19 protein-coding genes are annotated in these 17,160 nt (G+C 62.1%); 12 read left to right on the top strand and 7 right to left on the bottom strand.

Going from position 1 to position 17,160, the window contains the following annotated elements; all coding sequences use genetic code 11:
- Positions 1 to 22: 22 nt before the first annotated feature.
- Entirely contained in the window at positions 23 to 1,357 is a 1,335-nt protein-coding gene (locus tag RA25_RS15775) for an ammonium transporter (protein WP_019297309.1), read from the bottom strand.
- A gap of 26 nt (positions 1,358 to 1,383) precedes the next feature.
- Complete coding sequence (locus tag RA25_RS15780; RefSeq protein WP_029204925.1) at positions 1,384 to 1,722, bottom strand: P-II family nitrogen regulator; 339 nt, start codon at positions 1,720 to 1,722, stop codon at positions 1,384 to 1,386.
- Positions 1,723 to 1,992: 270 nt separating this feature from the next.
- Here RA25_RS15780 and RA25_RS15785 point away from each other — a divergent pair, with 270 nt between their 5' ends.
- Positions 1,993 to 4,203, top strand: coding sequence for a transglycosylase domain-containing protein (locus RA25_RS15785; protein WP_019297307.1), 2,211 nt, complete (start codon positions 1,993 to 1,995; stop codon positions 4,201 to 4,203).
- 259 nt (positions 4,204 to 4,462) lie between these two features.
- On the opposite strand, the gene RA25_RS15790 is transcribed toward RA25_RS15785, so the two are convergent.
- A complete protein-coding gene (locus RA25_RS15790) occupies positions 4,463 to 5,059 on the bottom strand; it encodes an MlaC/ttg2D family ABC transporter substrate-binding protein (protein WP_019297306.1) in 597 nt (198 codons plus the stop codon).
- Between the two features lie 2 nt (positions 5,060 to 5,061).
- Positions 5,062 to 5,814 carry an MlaA family lipoprotein gene (locus RA25_RS15795; RefSeq protein WP_019297305.1) on the bottom strand — a complete coding sequence of 251 codons (753 nt, stop codon included), beginning with the start codon at positions 5,812 to 5,814 and terminating at the stop codon, positions 5,062 to 5,064.
- A 171-nt stretch (positions 5,815 to 5,985) separates the two neighbouring features.
- Here RA25_RS15795 and RA25_RS15800 point away from each other — a divergent pair, with 171 nt between their 5' ends.
- From RA25_RS15800 to RA25_RS15825, 6 genes are all read left to right on the top strand, one after another.
- Positions 5,986 to 7,719 (top strand): type I secretion system permease/ATPase, encoded by a 1,734-nt coding sequence (locus RA25_RS15800; RefSeq protein ID WP_039173690.1) that lies wholly within the window; start codon positions 5,986 to 5,988, stop codon positions 7,717 to 7,719.
- Positions 7,716 to 9,020, top strand: coding sequence for an HlyD family type I secretion periplasmic adaptor subunit (locus RA25_RS15805; protein WP_039173692.1), 1,305 nt, complete (start codon positions 7,716 to 7,718; stop codon positions 9,018 to 9,020). Before RA25_RS15800 ends, RA25_RS15805 begins: the two co-directional genes overlap by 4 nt.
- Positions 9,021 to 9,123: 103 nt before the next feature.
- Entirely contained in the window at positions 9,124 to 9,582 is a 459-nt protein-coding gene (locus tag RA25_RS15810; protein WP_019297302.1) for a RidA family protein, read from the top strand.
- The gene (locus tag RA25_RS15815) at positions 9,579 to 10,361 is read left to right on the top strand and encodes a glycerophosphodiester phosphodiesterase family protein (RefSeq protein ID WP_039173694.1); all 783 of its coding nucleotides are present in this window, start codon (positions 9,579 to 9,581) and stop codon (positions 10,359 to 10,361) included. The genes RA25_RS15810 and RA25_RS15815 overlap by 4 nt, the downstream gene beginning before the upstream one ends.
- Positions 10,362 to 10,409: 48 nt before the next feature.
- Complete coding sequence (locus tag RA25_RS15820) at positions 10,410 to 11,597, top strand: GNAT family N-acetyltransferase (RefSeq protein WP_019297300.1); 1,188 nt, start codon at positions 10,410 to 10,412, stop codon at positions 11,595 to 11,597.
- Positions 11,594 to 11,902, top strand: coding sequence for a 4a-hydroxytetrahydrobiopterin dehydratase (locus RA25_RS15825; RefSeq protein WP_019297299.1), 309 nt, complete (start codon positions 11,594 to 11,596; stop codon positions 11,900 to 11,902). The genes RA25_RS15820 and RA25_RS15825 overlap by 4 nt, the downstream gene beginning before the upstream one ends.
- Positions 11,903 to 11,925: 23 nt before the next feature.
- Here RA25_RS15825 and RA25_RS23125 read toward each other — a convergent pair whose 3' ends face one another.
- Together RA25_RS23125 and RA25_RS15830 are read right to left on the bottom strand one after the other, a co-directional pair.
- Positions 11,926 to 12,258: a hypothetical protein gene (locus RA25_RS23125; RefSeq protein WP_206539698.1), complete on the bottom strand. Its 333-nt coding sequence runs from the start codon at positions 12,256 to 12,258 to the stop codon at positions 11,926 to 11,928.
- Between the two features lie 118 nt (positions 12,259 to 12,376).
- On the bottom strand, positions 12,377 to 12,865 hold the full coding sequence (locus RA25_RS15830; RefSeq protein ID WP_039173696.1) for a peroxiredoxin: 489 nt from the start codon (positions 12,863 to 12,865) through the stop codon (positions 12,377 to 12,379).
- A 95-nt stretch (positions 12,866 to 12,960) separates the two neighbouring features.
- On the opposite strand from RA25_RS15830, the gene RA25_RS15835 reads away from it, so the two are divergent.
- From RA25_RS15835 to RA25_RS15855, 5 genes are all read left to right on the top strand, one after another.
- Entirely contained in the window at positions 12,961 to 14,172 is a 1,212-nt protein-coding gene (locus tag RA25_RS15835) for an NAD(P)/FAD-dependent oxidoreductase (RefSeq protein ID WP_039173697.1), read from the top strand.
- Complete coding sequence (gene rsmD / locus RA25_RS15840) at positions 14,169 to 14,735, top strand: 16S rRNA (guanine(966)-N(2))-methyltransferase RsmD (protein ID WP_039173699.1); 567 nt, start codon at positions 14,169 to 14,171, stop codon at positions 14,733 to 14,735. Before RA25_RS15835 ends, rsmD begins: the two co-directional genes overlap by 4 nt.
- 117 nt (positions 14,736 to 14,852) lie before the next feature.
- Positions 14,853 to 15,179, top strand: coding sequence for a hypothetical protein (locus tag RA25_RS15845; protein ID WP_039173701.1), 327 nt, complete (start codon positions 14,853 to 14,855; stop codon positions 15,177 to 15,179).
- A 154-nt stretch (positions 15,180 to 15,333) separates the two neighbouring features.
- Positions 15,334 to 15,996, top strand: a complete 663-nt coding sequence (locus RA25_RS15850; protein ID WP_019297294.1) for an HAD family hydrolase — start codon at positions 15,334 to 15,336, stop codon at positions 15,994 to 15,996.
- Between the two features lie 24 nt (positions 15,997 to 16,020).
- Positions 16,021 to 16,212, top strand: a complete 192-nt coding sequence (locus tag RA25_RS15855; RefSeq protein ID WP_019297293.1) for a hypothetical protein — start codon at positions 16,021 to 16,023, stop codon at positions 16,210 to 16,212.
- A 72-nt stretch (positions 16,213 to 16,284) separates the two neighbouring features.
- Here the strand turns inward: RA25_RS15855 and map are convergent, their stop codons facing one another.
- Positions 16,285 to 17,094: a type I methionyl aminopeptidase gene (map, locus tag RA25_RS15860; protein ID WP_029204923.1), complete on the bottom strand. Its 810-nt coding sequence runs from the start codon at positions 17,092 to 17,094 to the stop codon at positions 16,285 to 16,287.
- Positions 17,095 to 17,160: the final 66 nt, after the last annotated feature.

Genomic DNA, 17,160 nt, shown 5'->3' on the forward strand with positions numbered 1-17,160 from the left:
AATTTTGTCAGCAGGGCTGGACTTAGCTCGGCGAGAACTCCGGGTACGCCTCCATGCCTAGCTCCGCCATGTCGAGCCCGTTGACCTCATCCTCTTCCTCCACCCGGATGCCAGTGGTGGCACGCAGGATGATCCAGACCACGGCAGAGGCTGCAACGGTGAACACACCCACCACGGCGATGCCGGTCAGCTGAGTCAGCAGGCTGGCTTCAGGGTTCGACAGCACCACGGCCACAGTGCCCCAGATGCCGCAGAGCAGGTGCACCGGGATGGCGCCAACCACGTCGTCGATCTGCAGCTTGTCCAGGAACGGCACGGCGAAGACTACGATCACACCGCCGATGGCACCGATCAGGGTGGCCAGGCCCAGGCCCGGGGTCAGCGGCTCGGCAGTGATAGCCACCAGGCCGGCCAGCGCGCCGTTCAGGATCATGGTCAGGTCCGGTTTCTTGAACAGGAGCTGCGTCAGGATCAGAGCTGCCACCGCGCCGCCAGCCGCGGCAGCATTGGTGTTGGAGAAGATGCGGCTGATGTCAGCCACGTCGCCGATCGAGCCCATCGCCAGCTGCGAGCCGCCGTTGAAGCCGAACCAGCCCATCCACAGGATGAAGGTGCCGAGGGTTGCCAGCGCCAGGTTGGAGCCGGGCATCGGAATGGTCTTGCCGTCCTTATACTTGCCGATGCGGGGCCCGAGGATCAGCGCGCCGGTCAGTGCGGCCCAGCCGCCCACGGAGTGCACCACGGTGGAGCCGGCGAAGTCCAGGAAGCCCATCTCCTCGAGGAAGCCGCCGCCCCATTTCCAGCTGGCCTGGAACGGGTAGATCACGGCAGTCAGAATGATGGTGAAGATCAGGAAGGGCCACAGCTTGATGCGTTCCGCCAGTGTACCCGACACGATCGAGGCGGTGGCGGCGCAGAACATCAGCTGAAAGAAGAAGTCCGAGCCGGTGGCGGCATAGGAATAATCATCCGCGCCTTCCGCGGTGATCCCAACCGCCTCCAGCACGCCGGGGCCAAAGACGCCGGACAGGACGCCGTCGACGGCCCAGTTGCCCAGCGGATACATCAGGTTGTAGCCGATCAGCCAGTAAAACACGGCTGCCAATGAGAACAGCGCCATGTTCTTGGTCAGCTGCATAGTAACGTTTTTGGAGCGGACCAGGCCCGCCTCGAGCATGGCAAAACCCGCTGCCATCCAGAACACCAGGCAGCCGCCGATCAGGAACAGCAGCGAGTTCAGGATGAACACGGTGTCGGTTGCGGGGTTCACGCCCGGGGCCGGGCCGTCCTGGGCCAGCGCCAGGCCCGGCAGCGCGCTCAGCGCCAGAGCCGCAAGGGGGAGTTTCAGGGTCTTCATAAGTCTTTCCTCCATGCCGGGCGCGCTTACAGCGCCTCGAGATTGGTTTCGCCGGTGCGCACCCGCAGGGCCTGTTCCACATCCAAAACAAAAATCTTGCCGTCGCCGATCTTGCCGGTGCGGGCGGTCTCGGAAATTGCGCTGACGGCCTGTTCGGCCTGATCGGCAGGCACAACCAATTCCAGCTTCAACTTGGGCACGAAATTCACTTCGTACTCGGCGCCGCGGTAAATCTCGGTGTGGCCCGCCTGGGCGCCAAAGCCCTTGATTTCGGTGACCATCAGCCCGCTCACGCCAAGACCGGTCAGCGCCTCGCGGACCTCGTCCAGCTTGAAGGGCTTGATGGCGGCAACGATCATTTTCATCTTTGCATCCCTTTGTTTCGCGCTGCCCCGGCCCCATGCCGATGCATTGTGCACCTGCAGCAAAGCCGCCGCCCCGAGTCGTGCAAAGCCAAGGGCAGCAAGTTTCCGCGCGTCTTTCTGCGAGCGCACAATAATTTTGCGCCTTTTGATCGCTTCGCTTAAAAACCGGCCATCTGGAAAAGGGGAAAGGTCCGGATTCTGCCCCCTCTACAATCCGGCGCCGGCAGGGTATTGTCGCCGGACAACGGGCAAACCGGGCAGGAACAGACGATGGCACAAGGATCCGGGCGCAAGCCTCTGGTGGCAGAGAAACGCTATTCCGCGGGCGGCAAGGGCAAACCACCCGCTAAGAAGCCTGCGCGCAGGAAGCCGGCGCCCAAGGCCAAAAAGCCTGGACTGCTGGCACGGCTGTTTGGCCGCAAGAAGTCCCGCGCCAGGCCGGTACGCAAGAAACGCGGCCTCATCGGCTGGCTGCTGGCGCCGTTTGCCTTTGTGTTCCGGCTGGCTTGGGGGTTCACCTGGCGGGTTGGCATGGTGGTCTGCGGGCTGGTCGGCCTGGCGGTGGCGTTCCAGTATGCAAAACTGCCGGAGGTTTCTGCCTACCTGGACGGGCGCGCCCGTGGCTCCGTCACCATTCTGGACCGCGAGGGTGAGGTCTTTGCCTGGCGCGGCGACCAGTTCGGCGGCGTGGTGACCGCGGACACGGTGTCGCCGCATCTGAAAAACGCCATCGTTGCGACAGAAGACAAGCGGTTTTACCGCCACCTTGGCCTGTCGCCGCGCGGCATAGCCAGCGCCGTGCGCATCAACCTGAGCGAAGGGCGCGGGCCGCTGTCGGGCCATGGCGGCTCCACCATCACCCAGCAGGCAGCGAAACTCCTGTGCTTGGGCAAGGTCTATGATCCCACCGAATGGAAGAGTGAAAGCGCCTATGAGGCCGACTGCCGCAAGGGATCGCTCTGGCGCAAAGGGACCGAGGCTATCTTTGCCTTGGCGATGGAGGCCAAGTACACCAAGGACGAGATCCTTTCGATCTACATGAACCGCGCCTATATGGGCGGCGGCGCCTATGGCGCAGAGGCCGCGGCGCAGCGCTATTTTGGTAAATCCGCAAACCAGCTGAACCCGGCGGAGGGCGCGATGCTGGCGGGGTTGCTGACCGCGCCGTCGACGCTGGCCCCCACAAACAACCTGCAGCGCTCGCAGGACCGGGCAGCTACCGTGCTGCGGCTGATGCAGGAGCAGGGCTACCTGACCACGGCGGAGATGCAAAAGTACCAGAACAGCCCGGCAGAGCTGAGCGAGGCTGCGGCAGCGCGGGCCGGCGGCTATTTCGCCGATTGGGTGATGGACAGCATCCCGGACTTCCTGGGCGACCAGACCACAGAGGATGTGGTGATCCGCTCCACCATGGACCAGCGCTTGCAGCGCGCGGCTGAGGAAGCACTGAAATACATCTTCGAAAACAAGGTGCGTCAGGGCTCCAAGGCGCAGGCCGCCATTGTGGTGATGAGCGCAGATGGCGCCGTGCGCGCCATGGTCGGCGGCCGCAAGACCAAGGTCTCGGGCGTTTTCAACCGGGCGACCCAGGCCAAGCGGCAGACCGGTTCTGCGTTCAAACCCTTTGTCTATGCCACCGCGCTGGAGCTGGGTTATTCGCCCTATGACCGGGTGCTGGATGCAAAATACTGCCTGAACATTCCAGGATCCGGCCAGTGGTGCCCGGATAACTACACCCGCAAGTTCTATGGTGAAGTGACATTGGCGCGGGCGCTGCGCGACTCGCTGAACGTGCCGGCGGTGAAAGTGTCCGAGGCCGTGGGCCGCGACAAGGTGAGCCTTGTGGCCAAGGACTTTGGTATCGACAGCGATCTGGCCGCGGGCCCGGCGCTAGCGCTGGGGGCGTCGGAAAGCACTCTGCTGGAAATGACCGGCGCTTATGCGGGTATCCTCAACGGCGGCTCCTCAGTGACACCTTATGGTGTAACGGAGCTGAAGCTGGTGGAGGACAATGAGGCGCTGATGGGGGCCAGCGGCGGCATGGGTGAGCGGGTGATCCGCCCGGAGGCCGCGCAGCAGCTGGTCTGGATGATGGAGAAAGTGATTGCCGGTGGCACCGGCCAGCGGGCGCAGATCCCGGGCTGGCAGGCGGCGGGCAAATCCGGCACCACATCAGCCGCCAAGGATGCCTGGTTTATCGGCTTCACGGCTGACTACGTGGCCGGCGTCTGGATGGGATATGACGACAATACGCCCCTGTCCGGTGTGACCGGCGGCGGTCTGCCCGCCGAGATCTGGCGCGAGACCATGGTGCGGGTTCATGAGGGGCTGGAACCGAAGCCACTGCCGATGCTGGAACCGGCACCGATCGCACCGCCGCCGCAGCCAACCCGCCGCGAGCGCCGCCGTCAGGGGCCAAAACTGGGCCAGGAACTGGGCCGCGCGGTGGACAACATCCTGCGGGATATTCTGGGCAACTGAAAATACGGATAGGCGGTGCTCCCGCCCGTCTCTGGCCTCCATGCGGAGGCATCGCCAGTTGGGCCCGGCGCCGCACCTTGAAGGTGCGGCGCGCGCCTGTCCCACAGGGCCTGGGGCGCCACGCCCAACGGGCGCGCGGCATCCAGGATGCTGCGGCGACGGGCGGGAGGCTTCTGCCCCGCAAGCGGGTGGCCTGAAGCAGGCAAAGAAAAAGGCTCCCCGCAGGGAGCCTTGCTCGTCTACGTCAGGAAAGACCGGATCAGCTCAGCCGGTCCAGCTCGGCAATCAGCGCGTCAATGTCGCCCTTCTTGCTGTCCAGGATCGCGCCGATTTCGGTGCGTTCGGTCAGCAGCAGGTTCACGCCTTCGATGAACATGTTGAAGAACAGGTCGCGGCCGGAGCGGTCCGACACCAGGAAGGTCACTTCAAACGGCGACTGGCCCTTGAGGTAGGCAATAGTGCTCACCTCATACCATTTCTTGACTTTCTTGACGCCCTTCACCTCCAGCTTGCCGCCGATGAACTCGCGAAAGCGTTTGCCGTACTTGCGCGAGATGTAGCCCTGAAATGCCTTGGAGAAGGCCTTCTTCTGGCTGGCCGAGGCGCGGCGCCCATCCACCCCGAGCGCATAGGCCGCGATATACGAGGTGTCGCTGTAGCGCTGGAAGATCCGCTCGAACTCGCGGAACATGGCGCTTTCACCCTTGCCAGAGTCGATCACACGGTTGATGTCGGCAACCAGGCTGTTGATCAGCTTGCTGGCGCTGTTTTCGGTCAGCGCCCAAAGGGTTTGCGGAGCTGCAACCAAAGCAGCGGCGCCGGCGCACAGGCCAGTCACGAAATTGCGGCGGTCCATATTCAAAATCCTTCAGTGTTCAGTTCGAACGGGTCGATTTCCTGGATCTCTTCGCCATCCCCCAGCTCGAACCGGCGGTTCTGCAGGTAGATCAGCCGCGACTGCGCATAGCTGTCGGCGCTCTCGTAGAGAATCGAGTCGATCGTGTCGGAATAGTTGCCACGATCACCCATGCGGCGCACGATCTCGGCGTAGATGGTGATGTTGTCGGCAGTATTCTGCTCGGCATATCCCAGCGGGTTGGTGAAGAAGTCGACGGCAACCCCCACCGCGTCACGGCTGGTGGAAGGGCCGAGCAGTGGCAGTTCGACATAGGCGCCTTCGCCGACGCCCCATTTATGCAATGTCTCGCCGAAGTCGGTATCGACCTGCGGCACTTTGAACTCAGTTGCGGGGTCTGCGAGGCCCGCAAATCCCACGGTCGAGTTGATCACGAAGCGCGAAAACGCATTGCCGGCCGTCTTCAGGTCGCCCTGCAGCAGTGCATTGACCATCTGGCCGGGCATCGACAGGTTCTCAGCAAAATAGGAGAAACTGGTCACCATCGGCGCCGGCACAATTGCCACGTAGCCTTTGGAGGCGGGGCGGAAGGCCAGCCGGTCAACGCCGCGGTTGAAGGCGTGAATGGTGCGGTTGGTCCGCTCATAGGGGTCGAATACCTCACCGGAGGCGCGCGCAACCGGGTCCTGGGTGGCGCAGCCAGCGGCAAAAGCGGCCAAAATCAGCGCAGGTACAAATTTAAGCGGTCGCAACATCAAGGGCATTCGGATAAGTGTCCAATTGGTACTGGAATGGGCGCGTCGGGGGGCAAATAAGTGTTCTCTTGCCAATTTCCAGTCTGATTACATTTTTTTACCGGCTTGTGCCACAACTGGTACAATTCCAGCCCTGACCTGAAGCCAACGAACCACTATTGCAGTCTGACCATGAATAAAAGCCTTTACAAAAACGGGTATGATGAACTGCGCCAGGTGCGGCGGCAGAGCCGCGGCCTGTACTGGTTCACCGGGATCTTCAGCTTTTTCGTGAACCTGCTGATGCTGACCGGTCCCTTATACATGATGCAGGTCTACGACCGGGTGCTGGGCAGCCGGTCAGAGGCGACCCTTTTGGCGCTGTCGCTGCTGGTGGTGTTCCTCTACGGGATGATGGGGCTCTTGGACTATGCCCGCGGCCGGATCATGGCGCGGGTTGGGGCCCGGCTGCAGGCGGCGCTGGACAAGCGGGTGTTTGACGCGATGATCCGCCGTTCTGCGGTGGCACAGGACCCGGTAGCGCAGACCGGTCTCTCAGACTTGGAGTCGGTGCAGCGGCTGATCGCCTCGCCGGTGCTGACCGCGGCTTTCGACTTGCCCTGGACGCCAGTGTTTCTGGCGGGCATTGCGCTGTTCCACCCCTGGCTGGGCCTGCTGGCCCTTGGCGGCGGTGCGGTATTGGTGCTGATTGCGTTCTTGAACCAGATGTTCACCCGGTTGCCGCAGCAGAAGGCAAGCATGACCGGCCACAAGGCCAATCTGATGTCCGAGGAAATCCGCAACGAAGCGGAAATGATCCAGTCAATGGGCATGCGCGGGGCATCTTTCGAGCGCTGGAAACAGGCCCGGGACGCGGCCTTGACCGACAGTGTCACGGCCAATGACACCGGCGGCGGGTTCACCACGCTGACCAAGACGCTGCGTCTTTTCCTGCAATCGGCGATGCTGGGTTTGGGCGCATATCTGGTGCTGCAAAACGAGGTGACGCCAGGCGCGATGATCGCAGGTTCCATCCTGATGGGCCGCGCCCTGGCGCCGATCGAACTGGGGCTGGGGCAGTGGGCGCTGGTGCAGCGGGCGATGAAGGGCTGGCACAATCTGGCGGAGCTGCTGGACAAGGTTCCGGAGGAAGAGACACGCACCGCCCTGCCCAAGCCGAAGGCGCTGCTGGAGGTCCAGGGGCTGGCGGTGGTGCCGCCTGGCAGCAATACGCCGCTCTTGCGCAATGTGAACTTCAAGGTGCAGCCGGGACAGGCAATCGGCGTGATCGGGCCTTCGGGATCCGGCAAGTCAACCCTCGCGCGGGCGCTGACAGGTGTTTGGCGGCCTGCGGCCGGTTCCGTCCGGCTCGACGGTGCGTCACTGGATCAGTACGCACCGGATGTGCTGGGCGGCCACATAGGTTACTTGCCGCAGCGGGTGCAGGTGTTTGATGGCACCATTGCCCAGAACATCGCCCGCCTTAATCAGCAGCCCGACGCCGAAAAGGTGGTGGAGGCCGCCCGTAAGGCTGCAGCGCATGAGATGATCCTGAAACTGCCCGACGGCTATGACACGCGCGTCAACGCCACCGGCGGACGGCTGTCGGGCGGGCAGATGCAGCGGGTCGGGCTGGCCCGGGCACTGTTCGACGATCCGGTGATCGTGATCCTGGATGAGCCGAACTCGAACCTCGATAATGAAGGCTCGATGGCACTGAACCAGGCGATCAAGCAGATCAAGGCTGAGGGCCGCTCGGTGCTGATCATGGCGCACCGCCCGGCGGCGATCCAGGAATGCGACACGCTGCTGGTGATTGACAAGGGCACCCAGACCGCCTTTGGCCCCAAGGACAAGGTGCTGCAGGAAATGGTTGCCAACCATCAGAACATCCGCCAGGCGACCGGCGCGGGAGGTGTGCGATGAGTGTGGAGAACAACTGGCCCGCGCGCCGCCCGCTGATTATCGGCCTGATTGCTCTTGCAGTGCTGGTGGGGGGCTTCGGCTCCTGGTCGGTGCTGTCCTCGATTTCCGGTGCGGTGGTGGCCACGGGCCGTATTGAGGTCGACCGCAACCGGCAGGTGGTGCAGCATCTGGACGGCGGCATCGTTGCTGAGATCCTGGTGGATGAAGGCGACACCGTGGCTGAGGGCGCGACGCTGATCCGGCTTGACGCCAATGAGCTGAACTCCCAATTGGTGATCACCGAAGGCCAGCTGTTCGAGCTGATGGCGCGGCGCGGCCGGCTGGAGGCGGAACGGGACGAGGCGGCTGATGTCACCTTTGACCCGGAATTGCTGCAGGCCGCGGAAGCCCAGCCGGATGTCATGGATCTGGTCGAGGGCCAGCGGCGCCTGTTCTTGGCCCGGAGAGATTCCACCGCGCGCGAGATCGAACAGCTCGAGAAGCGCCGGGCGCAAATCGAGGAGCAGATTCGCGGTATTCAGGCGCAGCAGAAATCCATGTCGGTGCAACTGGACTTGATCGGTGAGGAACTGGGCAACCAGCAGTCGCTGCTGGACCGCGGCCTGGCGCAGGCGGCAACGGTGCTGAATTTGCGGCGCACCCAGGCCAGCCTGGACGGCCAGCTGGGTGAGCTGGTGGCGTCGGAGGCGCAGGCTGAGGGCCGCATCACCGAGATTGATATCGAAATCCTGAAACTGGGCAGCGGTCAGAGAGAAGAGGCGATTACCCGCCTGCGCGATCTGCGCTATCAGGAGCTGGAACTGGCTGAGACCCGCCGGTCCTTGCAGGGGCGGCTGGCGCGGCTGGATATCACCGCGCCGGTCTCGGGCATTGTCTACGGGCTGCAGGTGCAGACCCCGCGCTCGGTGATCCGGCCGGCCGACCCGGTGTTGTATCTGGTGCCGCAGGACCGGCCGCTCGTGATCGCGGCACAAGTGGCGCCGACCGACATTGACCAGCTTTATACCGGTCAGGAGGTCACCCTGCGGTTCTCGGCTCTGGATCAGCGCTCGACGCCGGAACTTTTCGGCCATGTCACCCAGGTCTCGGCTGATGCGTTTGAGGACCAGGGCAGCGGCATATCCTATTACCGGGCGGAGATCGAGCTGAACCCGGGCGAGCAGGGCCGCCTGCCGGCGGGCACGGTGCTGATCCCAGGAATGCCGGTGGAAAGCTACATCCGTACCGCCGACCGTTCGCCGCTGGCCTATCTGGTCAAGCCGCTGGCGGACTACTTCAACAAGGCTTTCCGCGAAAGCTGACTGCGGAGGGCGGATTCCCGCGCCGGGGTTTCGCATTTTCTCTTTCCGAAACCTGCTGCTGCGGGTAGCGTCCCGGCCAGCAAAGACTCGGAAGGAATGCGCCATGAGCATCGAAGCAAAACTGAAAGAGCTGGGTGTGACCCTGCCTGACGCGCCGGCACCTGCGGCCAACTATGTGCCTTATGTCGTCGCAGGCGACATGGTCTATATTTCCGGCCAGATTTCGGCGGATGAAAACGGCTTGATCACCGGCACCTTGGGCGCGGACATGGATGTCGACGCAGGCCAGGCAGCGGCCAAGCGCTGCGCGATTGCGCTGCTGGCTCAGCTCAAGGCAGCCTGCGGCGGCGATCTGGAGCGTCTGGTCCGCGTTGTGAAACTGGGCGCCTTTGTCAACTCGACCGCGGATTTTACCCAGCAGCCGCAGGTGGTGAACGGCGCCTCCGACTTCCTGGTTGAAGCGCTGGGCGACATTGGCCGCCACGCGCGTTCCGCAGTCAGCTCGCCCTCGCTGCCGCTGGGCGTCGCAGTTGAAATCGACGGTGTGTTCCAGATCAAATGACGCCGTCCCTGCCTGCCGCCTTTCTGACTGTCCCTCTGGCCCACCGCGCATTGCATGATGTTGAGGACGGGCGCCCGGAGAACAGCCGCGCTGCCATCCGCGCAGCAATTGCGGCAGGCTACGGGATCGAGATTGATTTGCAGCTGTCGAAGGATGGCTGCGCCATGGTGTTTCACGATTATGACCTGGACCGGCTGGCCGAAGGCTCCGGTCTGGTTAGGGACCGGACCCGCGAAGACCTGCGCGCCATCCCGCTGAAAGGCGGCGACGGGGAGGGCATTCCGGACTTTGCGGAAGTATTGGAGCTGGTGGGGGGGAAGGTGCCTCTGCTGGTTGAGATCAAGGATCAGGTTTGGAGCCGGCGGCCAGATGATACCGGATGCGGCAGGCTTGAAGCAGCGGCTGCGCAGTGCCTGGAAGGATACTCAGGCGATGTTGCGGTGATGTCCTTCAATCCGGATGCCGTTGCGGAATTCGCCAAGCACCGCAGCGACTTGGCGCTTGGCCTGGTAACGGGCGCCTTTAAACCTAAAAATTGGCCGGAGCTGACGCCGGAAGAGCGCAAACACCTGCGGAAGATCGCAGATTTTGACAGGGTGGCCGCCAGCTTCATCAGCCACGGGGCTCACAATCTGGGCAACCCTGCTGTTGCCCGTTTGAAAGAGGCAGGCGTCCCGGTGCTGTGCTGGACAATCAAATCGCTTGCCCAGGAAGAAGCTGCGCGGGCGATCGCTGACAATGTCACATTTGAGCAGTACCTTTCGCCGCTAACATCTTGATCGCTCTGGACCGCACCCCACATCTTTGAAGCGGTGCGGAGGAATTGCATGTCTCAGGCGCGAATCGAAATCCGGGTGCTGGCGTCGCTGTCGCAGATCACGGCAGGCGAGTGGGACGCCTGCGCCTGCCCGGAGGCTGCGGCAGGCGGCCGTGCGCTTGATCCGTTCACCACCCACAGGTTCCTGAGCGCGCTGGAGGACAGCGGTTCTGTCGGGCCGGGTACCGGCTGGCAGCCGCAGTATCTGACCGCCTATCAGGAGGGGCGCCTGATCGCCTGCGCGCCGCTTTATGCCAAGGGGCACAGCCAGGGCGAATACATCTTCGACCACAATTGGGCGCACGCCTATGAGCAGGCGGGCGGGCATTATTACCCCAAGCTGCAGATTGCGGTGCCCTTTACCCCGGCCACCGGGCGCCGGTTTCTGGTTCGCCCGGGTTTTGACGGCATTGGCCATTCGGCGTTGTTGCAGGGTGCCGTGCAATTGGCGGCGGACAACAATCTGTCATCCCTGCATGTGACGTTTTGCACCCAGGACGAGGCGCGGCTGGGTGAGGAGATGGGGCTGATGCTGCGTACAACGCAGCAGTTCCACTGGCAGAACGATGGTTACGCCGATTTCGAGACCTTCATGCGGGCGCTGTCATCGCGCAAGCGCAAGAACATCCGCAAGGAACGGATGCAGGCGCAATGCTTTGGCGGCGATATCCGTGTCGTTCAGGGCGATGACCTGCGCCCGGAACATTGGGATGCCTTCTGGGAATTCTATCAGGACACTGGCGCGCGCAAGTGGGGGTCGCCTTATCTGACCCGGCAGTTCTTTGATATCGCGCACCGCACGATGGCGGACGACATGGCGCTGATTCTGGCGGAACGCAACGGGCGCTATGTGGCGGGCGCGCTGAATTTCATTGGCCGTGAAACACTTTACGGCCGGTACTGGGGCTGTGTCGAACAGCACCCCTGCCTGCATTTCGAGCTGTGCTATTATCAGGCTATAGAGCTGGCGATTGCCCTGGGACTTGACCGGGCGGAAGCCGGCGCACAGGGTGAACACAAGCTTGCGCGTGGCTACATGCCATGCCAGACACACAGCTTGCACTGGATCGGCGATCCCGGGTTTGCCGGGGCCGTCGGACGCTACCTCGAGGCTGAGCGGGCTGCCACCGAGGAAGAGATTGAAATCCTGACCGATTACGGCCCGTTCCGCAAAGCCCATGTGGAGGAGCAAGAATGACGGAGAAACTGTCCGACGCCACCCGCGGCCCGCTGCTGGAGCCGCTGTTCGCCACCGGCTGGGAGATGGTGGATGGGCGTGATGCCATCACCAAGACCTTCAAGTTCAACAATTTCGCTGATGCCTTCGGCTGGATGACCCGCGCCGCGATCTGGGCCGAGAAGTGGAACCACCACCCGGAATGGAGCAATGTCTACAACCGGGTGACGGTGGTTCTGACCACCCATGATGTCGATGGGATCAGCGCCCAGGACGCCAAGCTGGCGCGTAAAATGGACGGGCTGTTTGGCGAACCGCAGGAGTGACAAGAGGCAAATTCGGGCGGGCTCTAGCCGGTTTCCGCCCTTAGGGATTCAAAAAGGTCTTTCAGAATCCGATTGCCTTCCTCTGACTGAGAAATGAGGCAAGGGTCATTCCACTCATTCTGAAAGACGAACATGCAGCCTGCAAACTTTACACTCGCGCAGGCCGGATACGCGGTTATCTCCGGTACACCGTAGATGCTTTCGATAGCTTCTCTGACAGCCGTCAGGTCAGACGCGCTGAATTCTAGCGAGAGACGGCCGCTCGAAAGTTCTAAAATTTTGAAAGTTATTGCTTTTTCCTTGTCCTGCAGCCTTGGCGGACTGTGTCTTTCAGCTTGACCTGAATAGGTCAGCAATGTTGTCTAAATGTTTCGCGCGCGAAACATTCGGACAGAAACTCTGACCCAATTTTTTACGAATTATTAAGAGGTTGAAGGGTGGCCGCCTGCCTTGGCGGCCACTGCAGTTCCAGAATCAGCCCATCGCTTCCAGCAGGCCCTCGCCGGCCGACAGCTCACACTGGCCCGGGTTCTCTTCCTTGTTGAGGATCTTCACCTCGCCGTCTTCCACCAGCATGGCATAGCGCAGCGAGCGGCCGATCAGGCCCGCAGAGGGCACGTCCAGCCGCATCTCGATTGCAGAGGTGAATGTGCATTCGGCGTCCGAGAGCATGGTGATCCCGGCCTCAGTGGCGCCGGTGTTGTCACCCCAGATCGACATCACGAAAGGGTCGTTGCCGGCCAGACAGATGATTTCATCGACACCTTTGGCGGCAAACTGGTCCTTGGTGCGGATAAAGCTGGGCACATGCGCGGAATGGCAGGTGCTGGTAAAGGCACCCGGAACCGCGAAGATCACGACCTTGCGCCCTTTCAGCTTGTCGGCAAGTTGCACTTGTTCTGGGCCATTGTCCCCAATCCGTGTCAGTGTCGCGTCCGGCAGTTGGTCTCCAACAGAAATCATTGCACGTTCCTCTTTCTCCTGATTGCGTTTTGGGGCCCCAGGTATATAGGGTCCGGTGAAAGCGTGACGGGAACTATTGCGGGAGGCAAGGGGATATGTCCCACATCGTCGTTATTGGAGCGGGGCAGGCGGGGTCCTCGCTGGTGGCAAAGCTGCGCAAGGACGGGTTTGACGGGGAAATCACCCTGATCGGCGCAGAGGAGGCGCTGCCCTATCAGCGGCCTCCTCTGTCAAAGGCCTATCTGCTGGGGGAAATGGAGCTGGAACGGCTGTTCTTGCGGCCCGAGAGTTTTTACTCCGAAAACAACATCACCCTGAAGCTGGGACAGCGCGTCACCGCGATTGATCCGGCCGCCAAAACGGTGTCGCTGGAGGATGAGGTGATCAGCTACGACCAGCTGGCGCTGACCACTGGGTCCGACCCGCGCCGCCTGCCTGCCGCCATTGGCGGTGATCTGGACGGCGTTTACGTGGTGCGAGGGCTGACCGACGTGGACGCTATGGCGCCCAACGTGACCGAGGGCAAGCGCGCGCTGATTGTCGGCGGCGGCTACATCGGGCTGGAGGCTGCTGCAGTCTGCGCCAAGCGCGGTGTGCAGGTGAAGCTGGTGGAAATGGCTGATCGTATCCTTCAGCGGGTAGCGGCGCCGGAAACCTCTGATTTCTTCCGCAATCTGCACAGCGGCCACGGCGTGGACATCCGCGAGGGCGTTGGGCTGGAGCGTCTGGAAGGCGAAGACGGCAAGGTCACCCGCGCTGTGCTGAGCGGCGGAGAGGTGCTGGACGTGGATTTCGTCGTGGTAGGCGTGGGCATCACCCCGTCGTCGCAACTGGCGGAGATGGCCGGGCTGGAGCTGGACAATGGCATCAAGGTGGATGCCAAGGGCCGGACCTCCGATGCGTCGGTCTGGGCGGCAGGCGATTGCGCCTCCTTCCCGTTCCAGGGCAACCGCATCCGCCTGGAAAGCGTGCCCAATGCCATCGACCAGGCCGAAGTTGTGGCGCAGAACATGCTGGGCGCGGACAAGGACTACATCGCGACCCCTTGGTTCTGGTCGGATCAGTACGACGTCAAACTGCAGATTGCGGGCCTCAACACCGGCTATGACAATGTGGTCACCCGCCAGGGTGAGGGCAGTCAGGTTTCCTTCTGGTACTACAAGGGGGACCAGCTGGTGGCGGTGGACGCGATGAACGACCCGCGCGCCTATATGGTGGCCAAGCGGCTCATTGATGCAGGCAAGACAGCGGACAAGGCAGTTGCCGCCGACCCTGCTGCCGATCTGAAACCGCTGCTGAAAGCGTGAGGATCATCGCCGGAGACTTCCGCGGCCGGGCACTGGCCGCGGTGGGCAAGGGGGATGCAGGTGCCCATCTGCGCCCAACCACCGACCGGGTGCGGGAAAGCCTGTTCAGTGTACTGACCCACACGGGCGCCATTCCCGGTGCCCGTGTGCTTGACCTGTTTGCAGGCACCGGCGCGCTGGGGCTGGAGGCGCTGTCGCGCGGTGCGGCGGAGGTTTTGTTTGTCGATGATGGGCGTGTGTCCGGCGGCCTGATTAAAAAGAACATGACGATCTGCAAGGCCGAAGACCGCTGCACCCTTGCGCGCCGTGACGCGCTGAAGCTGGGACAGAACCCGGATGCGCCTTTTGATCTGATCTTCCTCGACCCGCCTTATGGAAAGGCGCTGGGAGAGAAGGCGCTGGCTGCTGCCGTGGCTGGCGGCTGGTTGGCGGAAGATGCGCTGGTGGTCTGGGAGGAAAGCGCACCTATGAGCGCACCAAACGGGTTTGAGCTGGAAAGCAGCCGGAAGTATGGCGATACCCACGTCACCTTGTTGTGGCGTCAGGAGAACAGTCCAGCGTAAGTTCCGCTCCGCTCTTCGAATGTTTGAATTTCTATTTGCAAACTCAACTTTAGGAGCGTAGCCAGCCTGTGATTTAGGCAAATATCCGCCCATTCCGGCGGTTTCAAAGGACCCAATATGAAAACTGCAAAGTTTCTTAGCCTGCTGGCAGCAGGCTCTCTGTTTCTGTCCGGTTGTGTTTCGCCGGAAGTCGTGACCACCAACAACGTTGATGACGCTTCGCTGACTTGCGAGGAAATTAAAACCCAGTTGGGTCAATTGGATGAGATTCGCGCTGAAGCCAAGAAAGGCAAGACCGCCTCTGGCACGAATGTGGCCGCGGCGATCCTGTTCTGGCCGGCGGTGATCGGCAACTACGCCAACGCCAACGAGGCGCTGGAAGCGGCCAACAAGCGCCACGAGGTTCTGGTTGCTTTGGCAAAGAAGAAGCGCTGCAAGTTCTGAGCCTTGCCAGATTTTTGATTGGATAATGCAGGGGGGATCCCCTGCATTTTTGCATTTGAGAGCAGGTGCTTGGCCGCTGCGTAATTGCGGTGGCAGAGAAAGCTGTCTAACTCTTGCGGGGTAACCCGGATGCATCCCTCGATTGGCGGCACAAATGCCCAAGACATTTCCAACCCCAAAACTGGTGATTTTTGATTGCGACGGAGTGCTGGTGGACAGCGAGCCGGCGTCGAACCAGGCGCTGATCGACAATTTGGCGTGCCACGGGCTGGCACTGACGATGGAACAGTCGATGGCGCACTTCGTTGGCTGCACCATGGCCGGAGTTATGGAGAAGGCCCGCGGACTGGGTGCAGATCTGCCAGACAGGTGGATTGATGAAGTCTACGCGGAAACCATTGCCCGTCTGAGGCAGGGCGTGCCGCTGACGCCAGGCATTCCAGAATTGCTGGCGCGGCTGGATGCGCAGGAGATACCAGTCTGTGTGGCTTCCAACGGCAGCGAGGAGAAAATGCGCGTTACCTTGGGCCAGAACGGTCTTTGGGGGCGCTTCCATCCGCACGCAATATTCTCGGCGCATGCTTTGAGGGTCGCCAAGCCCGAACCGGGGCTGTTTCTGGCGGCAGCCAGCCATTTCGGAGTGCAAGCGCGCGACTGCCTGGTGATCGAGGACAGCTGCAACGGTGTGACCGCAGCCGTGCGTGCAGGCATGCGCTGTCTTGGATATGCGCCGCAGGACAGTGGCAGGAAACTGGCAGCATTGGGTGCAGAGGTGTTCCGCGACATGGCAGAGGTGCCTGCGCTTTTGTCGATCTGAGGCCGTTGTGGTACTGTTCCGCGCATGGAACAGACCTTGCGCCTACCGTTCCTGCGGTATTCAAAAGAAGCGGAAACGCAGAAACTGCCTGCGTCAAAACCGCTGCGGGCACCGCTGTTCATTCAGGATGCGGTGACACCGTTTGGCGATGGTACGTTATTGCTGGCGCTCTGGCGGTTTCAGGAAGCTGATGGGCAGGACGACGCAAAGTCCTGACCGTATCCGTCCTGCACCTGGCTGAAAGAAATCCGGAGCACCGGGGGGCGGCCCCTGGTGCGTCTTGGCAGGTCAGCCGTAGGTCGGGTGAAATTTTCCGGCCGGCGACAGGGTGAAAATTTCGGCTCCGTCTGCGGTTACGCCGATCGAATGCTCGAACTGCGCCGACAGAGACTTGTCGCGGGTTACTGCAGTCCATTCATCCGCCAGGATCTTGGTTTCCGGGCGGCCCAGGTTGATCATTGGCTCGATGGTGAAGAACATGCCTTCCTCCAGCACCGGTCCGGTGCCGGGGCGGCCGTAGTGCAGCACATTGGGCGGGGCGTGGAACACTGTGCCCAGGCCATGGCCGCAGAAGTCGCGCACAACGCTCATACGCTGCGCCTCTGCATAGGTCTGGATCGCATGGCCGATGTCGCCGAAGGTGTTGCCGGGCTTCACGGCCTCAATCCCCTTCATCAGCGAATCGTGGGTGACCTGAATCAGCCGCTCTGCCTTACGGCTGAGCTTGCCTGCAACGAACATCCGGGAAGTGTCGCCGAACCAGCCGTCGACGATCACGGTCACGTCGATGTTCAGGATATCGCCGTCCTTCAGTTTCTTGTCGCCGGGGATGCCGTGGCAGACCACATGGTTCACCGAGATGCAGCTGGCGTGCTGATAGCCCTTGTAGCCGATGGTAGCGGACTTGGCGCCTGCGTCTTCGACCATTTGGGTAATGAGACGGTCGATTTCGCCGGTGCTCTGGCCGGGGAACACATGGGCTGCGATATCGTCCAGAATGCGCGCGGCAAGCGCCCCCGCTTTGTGCATGCCGGCATAGTCGCCGGGTTCATGAATGCGGATGCCGTCCTTGGTGGTGCGGCCGTCTTTCGATCTCATCGCGCAGAGCTCCATCACGTTTGTTGCGTAGCTATGTAAGGGGTTCCGGGCGAAAGGGCCAGACCG

Origin of the sequence: Leisingera sp. ANG-S5, from assembly GCF_000813925.1 — a bacterium.
GTDB lineage: Bacteria > Pseudomonadota > Alphaproteobacteria > Rhodobacterales > Rhodobacteraceae > Leisingera.